Raw genomic sequence first — 18,010 nt, 5'->3', positions numbered from 1 at the left:
AATGTATTATTTACCTTCTACGCATATTTTATTTAACGCGCTTAACTACAGCTATAGATAAGCGTCCACGAAGCATCACTTCCGGGAATGCTGTTTGTATACCAATTTGCGCTGTATGCATTACCTTGATATTGCATTTTATCGTCGGTGTTATTGTGAGTAAACGGACCGGCCGAATAATCTTTTTTCACCCAATTAGGATATGTATTAATACCATTACAATCTGTTGAACTTACAACACTGCATCCGTTTGTATCAACACTTTTACCAGCGGGTGTATCTGGGCACTGATCAATATCATCATTCACTCCATCGTTATCCACATCGCTTTGAGGATCAACTACTTCAACAACGCAACCTACATTATTAACAGTTTCACCTGCAGGTGTATTAGGGCATTGATCAACACTATCGCTAATACCATCGCCATCGCTGTCAGTTACCTCACAACCAATACTATCAACCGTTGTACCTGCGGGAGTATTATCGCACTGATCAAGGCTGTCACTTATACCATCGCCATCAGAGTCTAAAGCAACCGTACTACCACCCCAACCTTGAATGATCTCTTTAACTTTAGCGCCTGACGCGGTTAGTGAATTCCAACTACCGCCTGGAGTAAATAACGATGCACCTTCGTTTTTATCGTTTAAAGCCCAGTTAGCGTGGCTAATATTGTTTGTTTTAAAAAATGCCATCCATGCATCAGTTTCATTAATATTAACACCACCATTGCCATCAGCATTAACTGTTCCCCACTCTGTAGCAAATAGTGCAATGCCGTTATCGAGTGCTGTTTGTGCTTTATTTCGATACGATTGACCATGCGTGCCAGCATAAAAATGTAGAGTGTAAGCAATATTGGCTCGATCAATTGGGTTTTGTGATGCCACATCAACATCTTGCGACCACGTAGGCGTTCCAACCACAATTAAGTTATCAGGGTCGATTGCTCTAATTTTATCAATAACTGTTTCTGCGTAAGGCTTAATATCGTTAACCCACGAAATTTGTAACGGCTCGTTATAAATTTCATAAATAACATTGTCGTACTGCCCATATTTAGTAGCTACCTCTTCAAAAAAGCGAACTGCAGTTGCCTGATCCGTATGTGCTTCATGGCTATGAAAATCAATAATAACGTACATATCTTCGCTAATAGCTGCGTTTACAACAGTATCAAGACGGCTCATATTGCCCTCCCAATCAAAGTTCAAACTACCACCAGTACTCGTACCATGACCAATAGCTGCACGAATTAATGTTGCATTAAATTCAGTTTTTGCCTTTGCTACTGTTTGTGCTGTATAAAACTTTTCAGCGCCCCAACCGGTGTTACTCCAAAATAGGCTAGGTCCTGCAAAGCTTGTGTTTTCTCCACATGCAAGAATTTGATTCCCACTCACCGTTAACTTCTCAACAGCGGCATTGGCCATAGTTGAGCATCCTAATAATAAAGCTAACGATAAGCTCGCCACTTTAAAATCCTTTCTTGTGTAATTATTTGAACTGTTATTCATCGTATTTCCTTAAATTGAAATTATCAGTCGTCATTGCTTGATGTAATAAATTGACACCAAACCAATGCTTAATAGTTAAACAAAGTTAATTTGGCGAGCAGAAAGTATCATTTATTTATTAACATTAAATGAAAAAAAAGACACAAGGAGAAGGGCTTTAATTAACTAAGTATCAACAAGTGAGCAATTTAACGAGGTTTGAGGATTTTACTGGGTATATACAGGTATTTACACTATGTTTACATGGTGCAGGCAAAAATCTCGGTTACAAAAAATATGTATAAAAATGAAAAAGCGGTAATAATAATTATTACCGCTATCAATAATAGCTAAATATCAGGGATAAATATGTGGAAAGAAAATTAATAAGCCAACCAAACCGAGTTCTGATTAACTGGCTTATTTTTTAGTGGGCAGCGCTTTTCTGCCCAAACGGTATGCATCCATCATGCTCAGCACCCAAATTATAATCATTAAAGGTACATACTTATATTCAGCGAGTTGAGCACAGGTGTCTGATGGTTTTTGCGCGGCTTTTAATATGGCCGTAACCGACATGGGGATTTTTCCGTTTACAATTTCATTTGCAGTACACTGTGCAATCGCAAATATATCTTGAAAGGTTAAAATTAAAAGAACAGAGAATACACCCGCAAAAATAGCGCCTATAAGGTGTTTTTTTAAAGAAAAATGCCCCGCTCCAGGATAAACAATGGCGGTAAGTAAAGCAGCTTTTAGATCTTGTTTCATGGTTATTTCAGCTCGTAATATGTATTACACTAGACACCAACATAGTGAATTAATTCTCTTTAAAATCAAGTAAAAGCTAATGTAGCGTATCAAATAAAGTTATTTAGAATTACTCACAGCTAAGATTGAAACTTTCAGCGTACAGTTGTACACTGAAATTAATTCCAATAGTGGTAGGAACAGTTATGTCGTTAGAAGCGCCTTATTCCCGTAAAGAAGAACAACTAAACGTAATTAGCCATGCACTTGGTATTGTATTTGCCGCATTTGTTATGTGGGATTTATTTAGCCAAGCCACCAGCACTAAAGCGTATATTAGTACTGCAATTTATGGCAGCAGTCTATTTGTACTGTTTTTGTCGTCCACTTTGTACCATGCCAGTATTCAACCGCGCTTAAGAGCCTTTTATAAAAAGTGCGATCACTGCGCCATATACTTACTCATTGCCGGCACCTACACTCCCTTTTTATTAATCTCATTAACTGGTGCTTGGTCATGGGCAACACTCACATTTATTTGGGCTGTGGCACTGGCGGGCGTTGCGTACAAAGTATTTGTAAAAAACGGCAATAAAAAAATATCACTCGCCACCTACTTACTCATGGGTTGGTTTGCACTAGCTATTGTATATCCGCTTTATTCAAGTGTTGATGTAAAAGCACTTTACTGGCTACTTGCCGGCGGTATTTTTTATAGTTTAGGCACTTTTTTTTACAGCGCTAAAAGCACCCAATTTAGCCACGCTATTTGGCACTTATTTGTTATTGCTGGGTGTGTTTGCCATTATATTTCAATTAGTAATTATGTTTATTGAGCTGGTATAGCCAATTAATATGGTCTGGTTTGAGCGATGAGCGGACGCTGGTAAAAGTTTAACCTAATGATGAATAGCATATAATTAATCGCTGTTTTGATGTGTTATAAACTCCAGAATGGTGTTCAATAAGCTGTTAGCTTTAAGAGGAAGTTATGGAAGACAACCGTATTTTGGTATATCTAGATCACAACGTATTAGACTTGATGACTAAAGGCGACCCTCATCGGGTTATAGAGTTACTTAAAAACAATGGCCTCACTCCAGTCTATTCAGACGAGACTCTAAAGGAAGTTCAGCGGTCATTAGGTTATGAAAGTAATTTTCTTGAACTACTAGAAGAGATCGAGGCAAAGTATATAGAGCCAATTCTTGATCAAAACTTCAAACAAACTGGTCAGGCAAATATTCATTCAGTTCTCCCCAATGATATTTATAAGCGCTTTTTAGCCAACCAATTGGAAAACTCTGATGGCGATTTTGGCATGTCTGAGATGCTCATGAAATTTTATGGGGGGCAACCGGATAGATCTTTCGAGGAAATCTTCCAGCAAGGCGCTGCTAATTTACAAAAGTACATAAAGGAAGCATTTGAAGGAATTGACGAAGTTTCGTCGGATGACACCATAGATATAGAAGGCATCAAAAAGCTTATTCAGGATTTGCCTGCATTAATGAGCAGTCAAACTTCGAGAGTAGCAAAGGAACTTGATGAAAGAGATGGATCCCCAATTTCAGAGTTCCAGGCCAAAACGGGAATCAGACCAGTTATATTAAAAAATGTAAAGCCGCCAAACGTGGTGGAAAAAATATGGCAGATGTTATCAGACACTGAAGGATTCTCAGAAATAGATATAAGAACATTCTTCGGGGTAAAGCCACATAGCTTTGAAGCCGATTCGGATAGAGAGCGGACGATTCAAGAGAAGGTCAACGCAGTCTATCATCAGTTGAATTTTCTCGGATACTATCGTGATTCTAAAATGAAAAAAGATAGAAGATTTCGGGCATCTTTTAGTGATATGACCCATGCAGGTGTTGCTTCATTTTGTCATTTGTTTTTGTGTAGAGACGAAGATTTGGTAATGAAGGCTGCTGCGGCTTATGAATTCTTAGGCGTAAATACTAGAATATTGCACTACAAAGCTAATAAGAAAATATAGCCGTTCACTGATGCGTCGGCTGATTAGGGCGTTACCAATGGCCGCAATTGACACTCTCCAGCCAGTCGACAACATAAAATATTGATAATAATTGGCAAGGTATTTTACTGTGTCAGATGGCGTGGCTTCGCCACTTATCCGACCTACGTCAAAAGGTAGGTTGGTTAAGCCGAAGGCGCCACCCAACAGAGTATCAATTCACGCCTTGAAAGTCAGCTATGGCACTTACCTGCCAATAATAGTCATATCACTCCCACCGACACTCACGCATATTTACTTTGTCATTTTTAAACAATACGCCTTCTGATAATAGCTTTTCGCGTTGTTCTTGGTATTTTTCGCTACCTTCAGGGAATGATATTTTACCTTGGCTATTCACTACCCTGTGCCAAGGTATAACCGAGTCGTTTGGCATCATTTTTAATAAGCGCCCAACCAACCGTGAGTTTTGCGGGTAGCCCGCAAGAGCTGCAACTTGCCCGTAGCTTGCCACTTTACCTATTGGTATGCCTGCGATAACAGTATAAATAAGTGTTTCTTTATCAATATCAGCGTTCATTTAAATACGCCTCACTAAGTACTTTAAATTGCTCCCAAATAGTACGCGCTACAGGGCCGTGGTGCACTGCATGTTGTCTAAAGGCTCTAATTTGTGCGCTAAATTTATGCTCTCGGTCAGTTATGTGTATTTCTTGAAGTAAGCCTGCTTTTATTTCAGGAGCGCAGTGTTCTAGGCTCATCATTGCCCAACCTGCACCTGAAAGTAAAAACGATTTTAAGGTCGATACATCATCAATTTTCATCATGGCGGAGCCTTTTGAGTACGATAGTCTGTCGCTGTCGATACTCAAGTCACTTTCAAACATAGCTAAACACGGATACGTTTGTAGTTCGCTATAGGTTAGCTTTTGAGGGAGTACGCCTTTAGCGCTGACAATGCCAATATCGAGCCTGCCTATAGGTACGCTTTCTAAATCGCCTGTCGCATGAAATAAATCAAACCACGGGCCAATGCCCAATTCGGCTTGCCCACTATTTACTTGCTCTAACGAAATAAAGCGCTTCCCGCTTGTTAAGCTAAATTCGGTGCTGGTAAACAATCTAAAAGTATTACTTATGATCTCGTTGTAACTCTGCGTATGGCAAAGTTGTTCGTAACAAATTCTAAATTGGGGTTCATTACCGAGTGCCAATTCTTTAGCAAGCTGCGCTAGCTCGTCGTTGGCATGCAGAAGTTGCTGCGCCTCGCGGTGAAAAATACGCCCTTTTTCAGTAAGCTGTAATCGGTACTTACTTCTGTCTAGCAACTCAAACCCTATTTTTTCTTCTAGATTTTTAATAGCAAGTGTAAGCGCTGGCTGCGTTTTATGTAGCTTTAGTGCTGCCCCGCTTAAGCTTGCGCTTTGCACTATGGCATCTAAAATTATTAATTGATTCAGCTTCATATAGCACTCTGCAACATTATAAGTAAAACTTATTAAGTTTCTAAAATTTAATGATTTTTATTTTATATGTTTGCAGCGTATGCTGCACTTAATTATTTTGCCATCATTGCAACGGAGAAGACATGAAACTCTTTCGTCTATGTTTTTTAACTACGACTTTATTAAGCTTAATAGCCTGTTCTGAGCCAGAACAACAAGTTAAAGAAGAGCCCATTCGCCCTGTTAAATTATTCAACATAGGTCATGATTCTCAAACTAACATTCGCAGCTTTCCTGCTGAGGTTGTTGCAAACCAAGGCTCTTACCTTGCTTTTAGGGTAAACGGCGAACTTATTAAGTTTCCTGTGCTTGCTGGTGAACACGTTGAAAAAGGTGATTTATTAGCAAAACTTGACCCTGAAGATTTTCAGTTGCAGTTTGATGAGCGCAAAGCGCGCTTTGAATTGGCAAAGTCACAACTTGGCCGTATTGAGCAATTATTTGAGAAAAAAATAACCAGCCAATCAGAATTAGATCAAGCCACTGCTAATATGCAAATTGCTGAATCTGCATTTAAAATTGCACAAACAAACCTTGAGTACAGCGAGCTACGCGCGCCATTTTCAGGCACAGTTGCAAAAGTATTTGTTAAAAACTTTGAAAACATTCAAGCCAAACAAAATATATTACGCTTAGAAACACGCGATTTAATGGATGTAGAAATCCAGGTTCCTGAAAAAATAGTCGCTCGTTTTCAAAAAGGCACTGATTACCACCCTACTGTAAAATTCGATGGCTTTGACGATAAAGAATACACACTTGATATTAAAGAGTGGGATACCCAAGCAGACCCTGCAACACTTACCTATAAAGTTGTGTTTTCGCTACCAGTACCTGAAGACTTTAATTTACTAGCGGGTATGACGGGTAGTGTATTTATTGATTTAAGTAAAGTAACTCGCTCGCAAGTGTCTTACACAATACTGCCAATTGAGTCAGTGTTTTCTGAACCTCAAGAATCTATTAAAGATAATGCCTACGTGTGGCTTTTTGATTCAGAAACTAGCCAAGTACATAAACAAGCAGTAAAAATTGGCCAGCTACACCGCGATGGTATTGAGGTGTTAAGTGGTATTAAAGAAGGCCAAATTGTTGTTTCTGCCGGTGTGCACTCACTAAAAGAAGGCATGAAAGTAAGAGCATGGAATAAAGAGCGAGGCTTATAATTATGAGCTTTGCACAACTCTCCATTGAGAAAAAAGTAATCAGTTGGATGTTTACGCTGCTGCTATTAATTGGCGGTACCGTGTCGTATTTTGATTTAGGGCAATTAGAAGACCCTGAGTTTACGCTTAAAAAAGCCATGGTTATTACCATGTACCCTGGCGCATCGCCGCAACAAGTAGAAGAAGAAGTAACTTTTCCTCTGGAAAACGCGATTCAGCAATTACCTTATGTTGATTACGTTACGTCTATTTCATCTAACGGTAAATCACAAATTTCGGTAGAGATGAAAAGTACCTACCGAAAAGAGCAACTTCGCCAAATTTGGGATGAAATGCGTCGTAAAATTAACGACCTCTCCCCTTCGCTTCCCAGCGGCGTTTACCCAAGTACTATTTTAGATGACTTTGCCGATGTTTACGGTGTTATGTATTCGGTAACCGGTGATGGCTACTCATATGACGAACTTAAAGACTACGTCGACTTTTTAAAGCGCGAGCTAGTCTTGGTTAAAGGTGTAAGTAAAGTAACAGTTGCAGGTGAGCAACAACCGCAAGTAATGGTTGAAGTATCAACGCGTAAATTGGCTCAACTAGGTATTGCACCAAGTCATATATTTCAGTTACTGCAATCGCAAAATACGGTATCTAACGCGGGTAAAATTCGCGTGGGCGATGAGTCAATTCGATTGCACCCTACTGGCGAGTTTAAAGATGTAAAAGAGCTCGAAACGCTATTAATTTCAAAACCTGGTGCAAGTGAGCTTATTTATTTAGGCGACGTAGCAAAGGTTTACAGAGAGTACGCAGAAGTACCTAACAATGTTATTCGTTATAACTCTCAGCAAGCTTTGCTTATTGGCGTGTCGTTTATGTCGGGAGTTAACGTGGTAGATGTGGGTAAACACATTGACGATCACTTAGCTTCACTTGAGTATCAACGCCCTCATGGTATTGACATAAATTCGGTATACAACCAACCACAAGAGGTTCAAAAATCGGTTGATGGTTTTATTATCAGCTTACTTGAAGCCATTGCGATTGTTATTGTAGTACTCCTGTTATTTATGGGTTTAAAAAGCGGTGTTTTAATTGGTGGTATTTTACTGCTTACTGTATTGGGTACGTTTATATTTATGAAGTTGTTTGCTATCGACTTGCAACGCATATCGCTTGGGGCACTTATTATTGCGCTTGGTATGCTGGTTGATAACGCAATAGTTGTAACCGAAGGGATACTAATCAACCTTAAACGTGGCCAAACAAAACTCAAAGCGGCGGTTAATATTGTTGAGCAAACAAAATGGCCTTTATTAGGTGCAACAGTCATTGCAGTCACTGCCTTTGCGCCAATTGGATTAAGCTCTGATGCCAGTGGTGAATTTGCCGGTAGCTTGTTTTGGGTGTTGTTTATTTCGCTTTTATTAAGTTGGATAACAGCCATAACATTAACGCCATTTTTTGCCAATTTAATGTTCAAAGAAAACGAGTTTAAAAACGAAGAAGGCCAAGAAGATGAAGACCCATATAAAGGCTTTATTTTTAATGGTTACAAAGCGGTTTTAGATTTAGCGCTGCACTTTAGAAAAACCACGCTTATATTAATGGTTGCTTTACTGTGTACTGCGGTTGTTGGTTTTGGCTCTGTTAAACAGTCGTTTTTTCCTGCCTCTAATACACCTATGTTTTATGTAGATTACTGGCAAGAGCAAGGATCTGATATTCGCTCAACCCTAGAGGGCGTTAAAAAACTTGAAGAGTTTTTGCAAAAAGAAGACCTTGTTGAAGAAGTAACAAGTACAACAGGCCAAGGCGCGCCACGCTTTATGCTTACCTACGCACCAGAAAAGTCATATCCCGCGTACGGGCAATTAATTATTCGTGTAGCCAACAGAGAAGCCGTAGCGACTGTAATGCAAACTGTACGTGATTACTCAAATAATCATGCACTCTCTGCACAGCTTAAAATTAAGCCAATGGAAATTGGCCCCTCTACTGATGCAAAAATAGAAGCGCGTTTTTCAGGCCCTGATCCTGTTATTTTAAGACAACTCGCTGCTAAAGCTGAAGAACTTATTGGTAACGACGATGGCGCATACAATATTCGTGATGACTGGCGTGCACGTACTAAAATGATTCGCCCGCAGTTTAACGAGCAAAAAGCACGCCGCTTAGGTATTAGTAAATCTGACTTAGACAATGTATTACTAACAAGTTTATCGGGTAAACAAGTGGGCGTATATCGCGATGGCACGCAGTTGCTGCCTATTATTGCACGATCTCCTGCTAACGAGCGCTTAAACGTAGAAAGCGTACACGACCTTCAAATATACAGCCCAGTACTTGGTGTATTTGTACCAGTAACCCAAGTGGTAGACGAGTTTATTGTACAGTGGGAAGACAGCCTAATAATGCGCCGCGATCGCAAACGTACAATTACGATTATGGCCGATCACGATGTATTAGGGGATGAAACCCCAGCTAAACTATTTGCGCGTATTCGCGGACCAATAGAAAACATGGAATTACCGCGCGGTTACGAACTGGAATGGGGCGGCGAGTTTGAATCTTCAAGCAAAGCTCAAAAAGCAATATTTGGCTCATTACCGCTGGGTTACTTAGCGATGTTTGCAGTAACCGTATTACTTTTTAACTCGCTTAAGCAACCACTTGTGATTTGGGCAACGGTTCCGTTAGCTATTATCGGTGTAAGCGCGGGCTTGTTAGCTATGAATGCTCCGTTTAGTTTTATGGGACTACTTGGTTTATTAAGCTTAAGCGGTATGCTTATTAAAAACGGTATTGTATTAGTTGATCAAATAAATCTCGAATTAAGGGAAGGTAAATCTCCCTATGAGGCCGTATTTGACTCTGGTGTGAGCCGTGTACGCCCAGTTGCTATGGCGGCTATAACTACTATTTTAGGTATGATCCCGCTGTTATTTGACGTGTTCTTCCAGTCAATGGCGGTAACTATAATGTTTGGTTTAGGCTTTGCCACCATACTAACGCTAATTGTGGTACCCGTACTTTACACGGTTATATTTAGAATTGATTACGAACCGCGTAAGTAGTTAAGCATATAATCGGTTAACATTAAAAAATGCCACTGGCTCAAGGTCAGTGGCATTTTTATTTAATACCGATGAAAAAAGAAAGGCTACATATTTAGTTGTTAAGAAACTAACCGCAACACTTCTTATATTTTTTGCCGCTACCACATACACAAGGTGCGTTACGCTCTGGTACTTTATCAAATACTTGTGGTGTTGACTTGCTAAGTGCAAACTCTAGTTCGCGAATATCTTCTGGTACTTCAGCTTTAACTTCAATTGAAGCAAACAGCGAATGCTCTTCTAATATTGCTTCTATTTCTGATTGTCGTTCAACTGAGTTTACAGTTAACGTGAGCGGGTGTAACTCTGAGCCTGGCTTTGCAGTACGTTTTGGCGCAAATCCATTACTGTTATTTTTACCCATTATGTCGGGCTTACCCATAAAGAAAAACTTTGACATGCTACTTCTATAACCTTTCTACACTATTGAGACGGCGCATCTTAACAGCTTACCCTGCATATAACTAAGTGTACTTGATAATGCACAATATAAATCAGGCTTTAGCGTATATACGCCTAATATAGCGACATAATGAGGCCATTTAATGGATTTAGGCAAAATTTAAATTCGAAATATAGTAAAATTATCATGACTCAACTTAGTGCCATTTTAGTATCTAACTCAATATTATGGAAAAGCCTTGGAAAATTTTAAAACCGCGATACTAATAGCGGGCAGCGTTTTTATACTTTTTGGTTATTTACGCTTTATAACTGACGAGAATGGTAACGTGAACTTAAACAACTACCGTTTTACAGGTGGTTTAGTACTGGTGATTTAAGGCATGGTTGATGGCACACGCGACCTTGTTAAGCGCCTGCGCTCTAAAAACTCGTTATCGGCGATTGCAGTTTATTTAGGTATACTCTTATTTTATATTGGCTTTAGCATTTAATAGCGAAACATTAAGCGCTAATTTGGGCTTTATACAAGCAACATTTTATAAGTGAATACCCTTTGACCTTTAAGCAACTCTTCAACAGCGCCTTATTACTCTTAGTAACAGCACCTCCGCTGGTTTTACTTGCATGGGATGAACAAGCCGACCCCGCTTTTATCCCCAACAGTATATATAACACCTTAACATTTACGTTATTTCCAATAACGGCGATAGTGTTGTCGGTTGTTTTATTAAGGCACCTATATAAAAAATACAATAATAACTTTGAATTTAAACATACAGTTAAAAATTATATTGCTGAGCATGGGAAGTTCCGCAGCGCATTTATACCACTGTTTTTGCCCATTTTAATTTACTTATGGTTATGGACGTCAGTTTGTATTTCTGTGAAATTATGGGCCAATAAACACAGCAATAATATATGGCAGCAAGAGCATCAATTACTTGAGGTAGGTAGTTGCCCAACTGATTATGAGTACAGTTGTACAACACTAACTGTGCTTAGTTTACAGAACTACAGAAAATACACTTTTAGATGGTATTTAGATAAGAATAAATTGGTGACTTTGCAAAATAACAATATAAATTTAGTGGGCATTACAAGCCCACTTGGTAATATAGTACAAGAAATACAGTGGTAGTAGAAAACCTAGGTGCAGATTATTTTTTTAAGCTAAGGGTACGCCCCGAGCTAGGTTTTGACTGTGACGACTTATTCTCTTTAATACTTTTTGGCTTACCAACATACGTGGTAGAACGCTTTTGATAAGGTGCTTTACTGCGCTCATTTTTGCGCTCGCCATTAGCATTACTGCGATCAGAGTTGCGACTTGAATTTCGCTCGCCACTTTGTTCGCCTTTATTAAAACGGCGAGGATTTTCACCCTGAAAATCACGCTTTTTAGGAGCTGACGGCGTATTATTTTCTGATTGTTTATTAGCATCAAGCGAATGTTCTTGAGTTTTACCTGAGTCAGAAATCGAGTCGTTGATTTGCGCCATTTCAGTATCAGACAAATGACGCCACTGCCCTACCTTTAAACCTTTTAGTGTTACGTTCATTATGCGCGTACGCTTTAACGTCACCACTTCGTAACCTAAATATTCACACATACGGCGTATTTGACGGTTTAAACCTTGTGTAAGTACTATTTTAAATTCTTTAGGGGCAGTTTGTGTCACTTTACACTTTTTAGTAACAGTATCTAAAATAGGCACACCATTGGCCATTTTTGTAACAAACTGACGATTAAGCGGTTTATCAACCGTAACAACATATTCTTTTTCGTGGTTATTACCCGCACGCAAAATTTTATTAACGATGTCGCCTTCGTTAGTTAAAAATATAAGCCCTTCAGACGGTCTATCTAAACGCCCTATTGGAAATATACGCGTAGGATAATTTACCGCGCGAATAATATTACTTTGAATTTTACTTTCGGTAGTACACGTAATACCAACGGGTTTATTGTAAGCGATATAAACGCGCTTTGGTGTGGCTTTAAGTGGCTTGCCATCAACCAATACAACATCGGTAGCAGCAACTTTTACGCCCATTTCAGGCGAGTAGCCATTAACGCTGACACGACCTTGCTCAATATATTTATCGGCTTCGCGGCGTGAACAAAATCCTGTTTCACTAATAAATTTATTTAAACGTTTTAATTCGGTCATGGCACTTATAGCGTAGTAATTTTTAAGGCGAGTAGTGTAAACCACCCACACTATTTTTTCGCCCCTAATTTAAAATTTATAGGTGTTTAAGCATTAATTTTTGCTTTCGTTAATTTACGCCATACAAATTCAAGCGGGCCTTGGTTAAAATAGCGGCTGTATATAAAGGTAAATATAAGCTGCAGTGCAACTAATGCCGTTGCAACTAACCAGTAGTCAATACGATCAAAATTGAGCACCCAGTGCGTAAATAGCACTTTATATAACAACAGTTGTATGAGTGTTTGACTAATATATAAAGTAAATGCTAAGCGCCCCGCTTGTTGAATAAGCGTGCCAACGTGTGCGCTGTTATTGCAAAATTTAACAATTAAATGAATATACAGCGTAGCCATACCTAGCGCCGCAAAAATATTTACAAATTCTTGCACCCCATATCCTAAGCTGCCATTAAGCTGTAATGCATAAAGCCTGATTCCACAAAAAACAAAGGTCATTGCACCGCAAACTATTAATTGCTGAGTCGTTAAGCCTTTACTAAAAACGTTTTGTTTATATAAATAAATGCCAATGAGCATAAGGCCCACGCACATCCACATTGTCATTATTGGCACCATAACAAGCATTAACGTGTTCATAGCAAGGTTACTGATAAAGTAATCAATATAGTGTGGGTTATATAATTCAATAAACTGTGCTGTATCGCGGTAAATCACTTCATCGGGTACGCTATATATAACAAGTAAGGTAATCACAGCCGACAACAAGGTAAATGCAAACCCTCTTTTTAAAAGTACGTTGCTATCACTTTCTAAATATTTAATAACAAACCAGCCAGATACACCGTAAACAAATAAAATATCACCGGCCCAAAGTAAAAAACCATGCGCTAAACCAAAGAGGATTAACCAATAGAGCCTGCTTTTTATCTCCACTTCAGACTTGTAACGTTGCCACTGAATATAAAGCCCAGCACCAAAAAGCAAACTAAACAGCGTTCTAAAACGCCCGTCCACAAACACACTGCTAAGGGTGTGAATAATTGAGTCGCTAACAGGAGGATTAGTTAAGGAACTATACCCATATTCAAAAATGCCGAAGGCGTAAGCATTCATGTAAACAAGGCCAAGCACGGCAACGCCGCGAATAAAGTCCATATTATAATTGCGCATTAAAGCTATTATCCGTTAAATATTATTCTTATAACTGTCAGCCCAATCGACTGACTGCTGGTAAAGTGGAGGTAGTATAGCACTGTCTATATTTAGCAAAAGTACAGCTTGTTCAAGTGCCCACCAGCTTCCTGTTTCATATGCTTTAACAACGTTTAAAATATAATAAAGTGTGTTTTTGTCCCCTAATAATGCCGTTTTTATTTCATCAGGGAAAGGTAGCTTTTCAACAAGCAAGCTCATTGGTTGATCAAGGATTGCATCTAGCAGTGAAAATAACCCTGTTAAAAATGCTTCGCCTGACTGACTTTTATCAACATTTTTTGCCACAAGCTCACAAAAGCGAGCACGTACAACACATACTTGCATTAGCTCTGCTGGCTTTTTACCCGCTGTATGAGCAGTAACAATAAGGCTCACAAACTTTTTCAGGCGTTCGTGTCCTAAATACACAAGCGCTTGCTTTAATGACGATATTTGGCTTTGTATAGGAAACACACCGCTGTTTATTAATCTTAGTAACTTATATGCGAGTGCAGCATCTAGCTCAAACAGGCTTGCGATGGTTTTAATGTCAGGGCTTTGCTTCATTATTTCGGCGTAAATAGCGACGACTAAACCATAATTATAATCAATGTCGTTTTGCTTGATCATGGTAGGCTTTGCAAAAAAATAGCCTTGAAAATAATCAAACCCCATATCAAAGGCGAGCTTATAGTCTTCTTGTGTTTCTATTTTTTCGGCTAGTATTTTTATTTGTTTATGCGCTTGTAACTTAGTAACTATGGGCTGTATTTCGCTAAGAGGTGTAATTGCAATATCAAATTTAATGAGCTTCACAAGCTTTAGAAAACGATCCCATTGTGGTTTATATACAAAATCATCGAGCGCGAGTTTGTAGTTACTATGAAATAAACCTCGGCATAGCTCATAGTTATCGTCGGTAGGTTCTATGGTTTCGAGCAACTCAATCACAACGTCTTGGCATGGTAAGAAAGCACATAAATCGAGTTTTAGTGATTCTGGTCCTATATTAATAAGTGCTTTTTTGCCTGATGTAATATGGCGTGTACCTAAATTTAATTGATTTTCCATAATAAGCCTTGCTGTTGCTTGGCCTTCTGCAATATCTGGAAAATAATTTTTTGGACTATCACGAAAAAGTAGCTCATAGGCTACTACTTTTTTACTTCGATTGAATATTGCTTGCCTTGCAACAAATACAGACACATTACCTACTTCTTAGCTTTTATATAATACTAAGTAATTAAACCCTAAGCAGGTAGATTTGTCACTAAACTTTAAAGTACAGAAACGATTTACCGGTATAAGGTTGTTATATAATCAGTTGCCACTTGTGGCCACGAAAAACGCATTAGCTCTGCGCTGTGCTTAATTTTATGCCATCTTTTAGGATTTTGCTTTTTAATTAAGAGAGTTTCGTCTAAACAGCTAATTAAATTACGCGTTTGCGTTGCCAACGTGTCTCCATTAAAGCTAAAACCATTTTCGTGGTGTTTAACAGTATCTTTTAATCCGCCAACACTGTGTACTAAACACGGTTGCCCCGCTCGCATTGCTAGCATTTGGCTAATACCACACGGTTCAAACGAGCTTGGCATTAAAAATAAGTCACCTAATTGATACATTAAATCGCCAACACCTTGCCCATACCCCTTTAAAAATAAAAGATTGGAATTACGCGCCATTGCTTTGGTAAATATACTTTCGAGCTCTTTGTCACCCGAGCCGAGAATAATAAGTCTGCCATTATGTTCATTAATTAATTGGCACACTTTATCAATAGCTAAAACCCCATTAACCTGCTGGCACAATAACAACACTTTTTGCTCAGTAAGACGGCCAACACTTGTAACTAATGGACCGTTATTAACCGTTGCTTTAAATTGCTGTAGTCGTTGGTGGGCAATATAGTAGCCACTTTGTAACTGCTCGCTATTTGCCATCCAAGTAAATAAAGTGTTCTCTGCTTGGCTATAAAAATCAGCGAGAGTTGCTCCTTCAAGTGCATTGCTTGGATATTCGCAGCCATTTAAAATACCAACAAGCTTGCCTTGGCTTGCTGCATTTTGCAGATCTTGCTCAAGCCCTTCGCCACCAAAAAAACCATGTTCGTAATTGCTAGGTTCAAGAACCTCTTGGCTGTAAGTTGGCGATACAACATGTATTTTATCGCATAGATTTATTGCACTGCGCATAGGATTAAAACAATGAGGGTAACGCGGGTCGCATAACTGCTGGCCATTATAACTAAGTGATGGAAACCACGCCTCTAAGCTTGAATCATCATGTTTGAAAGGCCTTATCCCTTGCAGTGCAATATTATGCACTGTGAAGGCAATAGGTAAGGTATTAAGTGAGCTATAACGTGGCTCAAACTTAAGTAAAACTGCAACGCAGGCACTGTGCCAATCATGTAAATGCAGCGCTGTAGGGCGCTTTAATACACCTTGTAATAACGCTTCGCAGACGGCTGCGTTAAATAGAGCAAATTTAGTCGCATCAGTTGCAAAAGGCCTCCCCGGTGCATCATTACAATATACACTGCCTGATTCACTAAATAACGGGTGGCTAATAACAATCTGGCTTACATTATTTTCGGCTTGTTGTACTTTAAAAATGGTTAATACATGGGGTTGAGCATTAAATGCAACGGTTACTTCACCTATATAAATACGCTCAAGCGGCTCAAACCCGTAATCAGGAATAACAACATCAACCGTTATACCTTGCTTTGCAAGAGCCTTAGGTGCATCGCGTACTACATCTGCCACACCGCCTACTTTTGCGCCTGGTAACGCGTCATTTTCTGCTGCAACCATTAATACATGCATTAATTTATTATTTCCTTTAAACCTGTGTGAGCTTGCTCACAAATGAGCAAGCTATGTTGTCGTGCTTATCTAACTTGTTGTTACGCTAGCTTTTTATTTTCTCGCGCTTGGCGTTCTAACTTTTTTGCAAGCTCAGTGAGCATATCACGTGTAACAAGAACGATACCTTTTTTAGATACCCTAAAGCCGTTTTCTTCATCTGTTTTTTTGTCAAAACCGATTTCAAGACCCGCAGGTATTTCACAGCTTCTATCTATTATTGCGCGTTTAATTTTACAACCTCGGTTTATAACCGCACCGGGTAAAATAACCGACTGCTCAATGGTACAAAATGAGCGAACGTGAACGTTAGAAAACAACAGGGATTTTCTAACCGCAGAGCCCGAAATAATACACCCACCCGAGACTGTTGAGTCTAAAGCCATACCACGTCTATCTTCGTCATCGAAAATAAATTTAGCAGGTGGTAGTTGCTCTTGATAAGTCCATATTGGCCACGTTGGATCGTATAAATCAAGTTGTGGCTCTGGCATTACCAGTTCCATATTAGCTTCCCAGAACGAGTCAAGCGTACCTACATCGCGCCAATAAGGTTGCCCTTCTTGGTTTGGATCTCTAAATGGGAAAGCAAATACATTATGCTCTTCTATAATCGCTGGAATAATATCGTGACCAAAATCGCGTCCAGAGCCTTCATTTTCAGAATCTTTTTTAAGTTGCTCAAATAAAAATTCTGTATTGAAAATGTAGTTCCCCATTGATGCTAAACATGTACCTGGCTTGCCGGGTACGGAGCTCGGCATTGCTGGTTTTTCATCAAAACGACACACTCTATTTTCTTCATCAACGGTCATTACACCAAACGTGTCTGCGGCTTCCTCTACTGGGACTTCAATACAACACACAGTCATATCTGCGCCTTTTTGCACATGTTCAGCCAATAAAGCACCATAGTCCATACGGTACACATGATCTCCAGACAAAATCATCACATATTTAGGAAGCTCATGACGAATAATATCTATGTTTTGAAAAACAGCATCTGCGGTTCCACAATACCAATCATCACCTTGGCGCTGAGATGCAGGTAGTATTTCAACCGACTCTCCTAGCTCTTTTTTAAAGTGCCCCCATGCGCGGTTTACATGGCGTATTAATGAATGTGATTTATATTGTGTAGCAATACCAACACGTCTCACACCCGAGTTAATGCAGTTTGATAGTGGAAAATCGATAATTCGATGTTTACCACCAAAGTAAACTGCTGGCTTTGCTCGCCAATCGGTTAACTCATGCAGGCGAGAACCGCGACCGCCTGCCAGTATTAACGCGTAAGTTTCTCTGGTTAGGCTACTTATGTAGCGATTTGCATAATTAGGCATAATACTCTCTCCAT

Annotated in this window: 16 protein-coding genes; 6 read left to right on the top strand and 10 right to left on the bottom strand. The window is 39.3% G+C overall.

What is annotated here, in order from left to right:
- Nucleotides 1-41: 41 nt before the first annotated feature.
- On the bottom strand, nt 42-1,520 hold the full coding sequence (locus H5087_RS03845; protein ID WP_182671219.1) for a cellulase family glycosylhydrolase: 1,479 nt from the start codon (nt 1,518-1,520) through the stop codon (nt 42-44).
- Between the two features lie 399 nt (nt 1,521-1,919).
- Nucleotides 1,920-2,270, bottom strand: coding sequence for a hypothetical protein (locus H5087_RS03840; protein WP_182671218.1), 351 nt, complete (start codon nt 2,268-2,270; stop codon nt 1,920-1,922).
- 185 nt (nt 2,271-2,455) lie between these two features.
- Here H5087_RS03840 and H5087_RS03835 point away from each other — a divergent pair, with 185 nt between their 5' ends.
- On the top strand, nt 2,456-3,085 hold the full coding sequence (locus H5087_RS03835; protein ID WP_182671217.1) for a hemolysin III family protein: 630 nt from the start codon (nt 2,456-2,458) through the stop codon (nt 3,083-3,085).
- A 155-nt stretch (nt 3,086-3,240) separates the two neighbouring features.
- Nucleotides 3,241-4,248 carry a hypothetical protein gene (locus H5087_RS03830; protein ID WP_182671216.1) on the top strand — a complete coding sequence of 336 codons (1,008 nt, stop codon included), beginning with the start codon at nt 3,241-3,243 and terminating at the stop codon, nt 4,246-4,248.
- A 247-nt stretch (nt 4,249-4,495) separates the two neighbouring features.
- On the opposite strand, the gene H5087_RS03825 is transcribed toward H5087_RS03830, so the two are convergent.
- Both H5087_RS03825 and H5087_RS03820 read right to left on the bottom strand, forming a co-directional pair.
- Nucleotides 4,496-4,807: an MGMT family protein gene (locus H5087_RS03825; RefSeq protein WP_096794573.1), complete on the bottom strand. Its 312-nt coding sequence runs from the start codon at nt 4,805-4,807 to the stop codon at nt 4,496-4,498.
- The gene (locus tag H5087_RS03820) at nt 4,797-5,693 is read right to left on the bottom strand and encodes a LysR family transcriptional regulator (RefSeq protein ID WP_002958590.1); all 897 of its coding nucleotides are present in this window, start codon (nt 5,691-5,693) and stop codon (nt 4,797-4,799) included. The genes H5087_RS03825 and H5087_RS03820 overlap by 11 nt, the downstream gene beginning before the upstream one ends.
- Before the next feature lie 122 nt (nt 5,694-5,815).
- On the opposite strand from H5087_RS03820, the gene H5087_RS03815 reads away from it, so the two are divergent.
- Together H5087_RS03815 and H5087_RS03810 are read left to right on the top strand one after the other, a co-directional pair.
- A complete protein-coding gene (locus H5087_RS03815) occupies nt 5,816-6,898 on the top strand; it encodes an efflux RND transporter periplasmic adaptor subunit (RefSeq protein ID WP_165724062.1) in 1,083 nt (360 codons plus the stop codon).
- A gap of 2 nt (nt 6,899-6,900) precedes the next feature.
- Nucleotides 6,901-9,969, top strand: a complete 3,069-nt coding sequence (locus H5087_RS03810) for an efflux RND transporter permease subunit (RefSeq protein WP_182671215.1) — start codon at nt 6,901-6,903, stop codon at nt 9,967-9,969.
- A gap of 109 nt (nt 9,970-10,078) precedes the next feature.
- Here H5087_RS03810 and H5087_RS03805 read toward each other — a convergent pair whose 3' ends face one another.
- Nucleotides 10,079-10,411 (bottom strand): PBPRA1643 family SWIM/SEC-C metal-binding motif protein, encoded by a 333-nt coding sequence (locus H5087_RS03805; RefSeq protein WP_182671214.1) that lies wholly within the window; start codon nt 10,409-10,411, stop codon nt 10,079-10,081.
- Between the two features lie 241 nt (nt 10,412-10,652).
- Here H5087_RS03805 and H5087_RS20125 point away from each other — a divergent pair, with 241 nt between their 5' ends.
- Together H5087_RS20125 and H5087_RS03795 are read left to right on the top strand one after the other, a co-directional pair.
- Complete coding sequence (locus H5087_RS20125) at nt 10,653-10,793, top strand: hypothetical protein (protein WP_259397728.1); 141 nt, start codon at nt 10,653-10,655, stop codon at nt 10,791-10,793.
- A 176-nt stretch (nt 10,794-10,969) separates the two neighbouring features.
- Nucleotides 10,970-11,554, top strand: coding sequence for a hypothetical protein (locus tag H5087_RS03795; RefSeq protein ID WP_182671213.1), 585 nt, complete (start codon nt 10,970-10,972; stop codon nt 11,552-11,554).
- Between the two features lie 19 nt (nt 11,555-11,573).
- On the opposite strand, the gene rluF is transcribed toward H5087_RS03795, so the two are convergent.
- From rluF to glgC, 5 genes are all read right to left on the bottom strand, one after another.
- A complete protein-coding gene (gene rluF / locus H5087_RS03790) occupies nt 11,574-12,587 on the bottom strand; it encodes a 23S rRNA pseudouridine(2604) synthase RluF (RefSeq protein WP_182671212.1) in 1,014 nt (337 codons plus the stop codon).
- Between the two features lie 86 nt (nt 12,588-12,673).
- A complete protein-coding gene (locus H5087_RS03785; RefSeq protein ID WP_182671241.1) occupies nt 12,674-13,744 on the bottom strand; it encodes a DUF418 domain-containing protein in 1,071 nt (356 codons plus the stop codon).
- 30 nt (nt 13,745-13,774) lie between these two features.
- Nucleotides 13,775-14,989, bottom strand: a complete 1,215-nt coding sequence (locus H5087_RS03780; RefSeq protein WP_182671211.1) for an EAL and HDOD domain-containing protein — start codon at nt 14,987-14,989, stop codon at nt 13,775-13,777.
- An 89-nt stretch (nt 14,990-15,078) separates the two neighbouring features.
- Nucleotides 15,079-16,614: a glycogen synthase gene (locus H5087_RS03775; protein ID WP_182671210.1), complete on the bottom strand. Its 1,536-nt coding sequence runs from the start codon at nt 16,612-16,614 to the stop codon at nt 15,079-15,081.
- Between the two features lie 80 nt (nt 16,615-16,694).
- Nucleotides 16,695-17,996 carry a glucose-1-phosphate adenylyltransferase gene (gene glgC, locus H5087_RS03770; RefSeq protein WP_002958601.1) on the bottom strand — a complete coding sequence of 434 codons (1,302 nt, stop codon included), beginning with the start codon at nt 17,994-17,996 and terminating at the stop codon, nt 16,695-16,697.
- Nucleotides 17,997-18,010: the final 14 nt, after the last annotated feature.

Source organism: Pseudoalteromonas sp. SR43-7 (assembly GCF_014163785.1).
GTDB lineage: Bacteria > Pseudomonadota > Gammaproteobacteria > Enterobacterales > Alteromonadaceae > Pseudoalteromonas > Pseudoalteromonas distincta.
The sequence above is the reverse complement of the archived record's forward strand: the minus strand, read 5'-3'. Positions and strand labels throughout refer to the sequence as shown.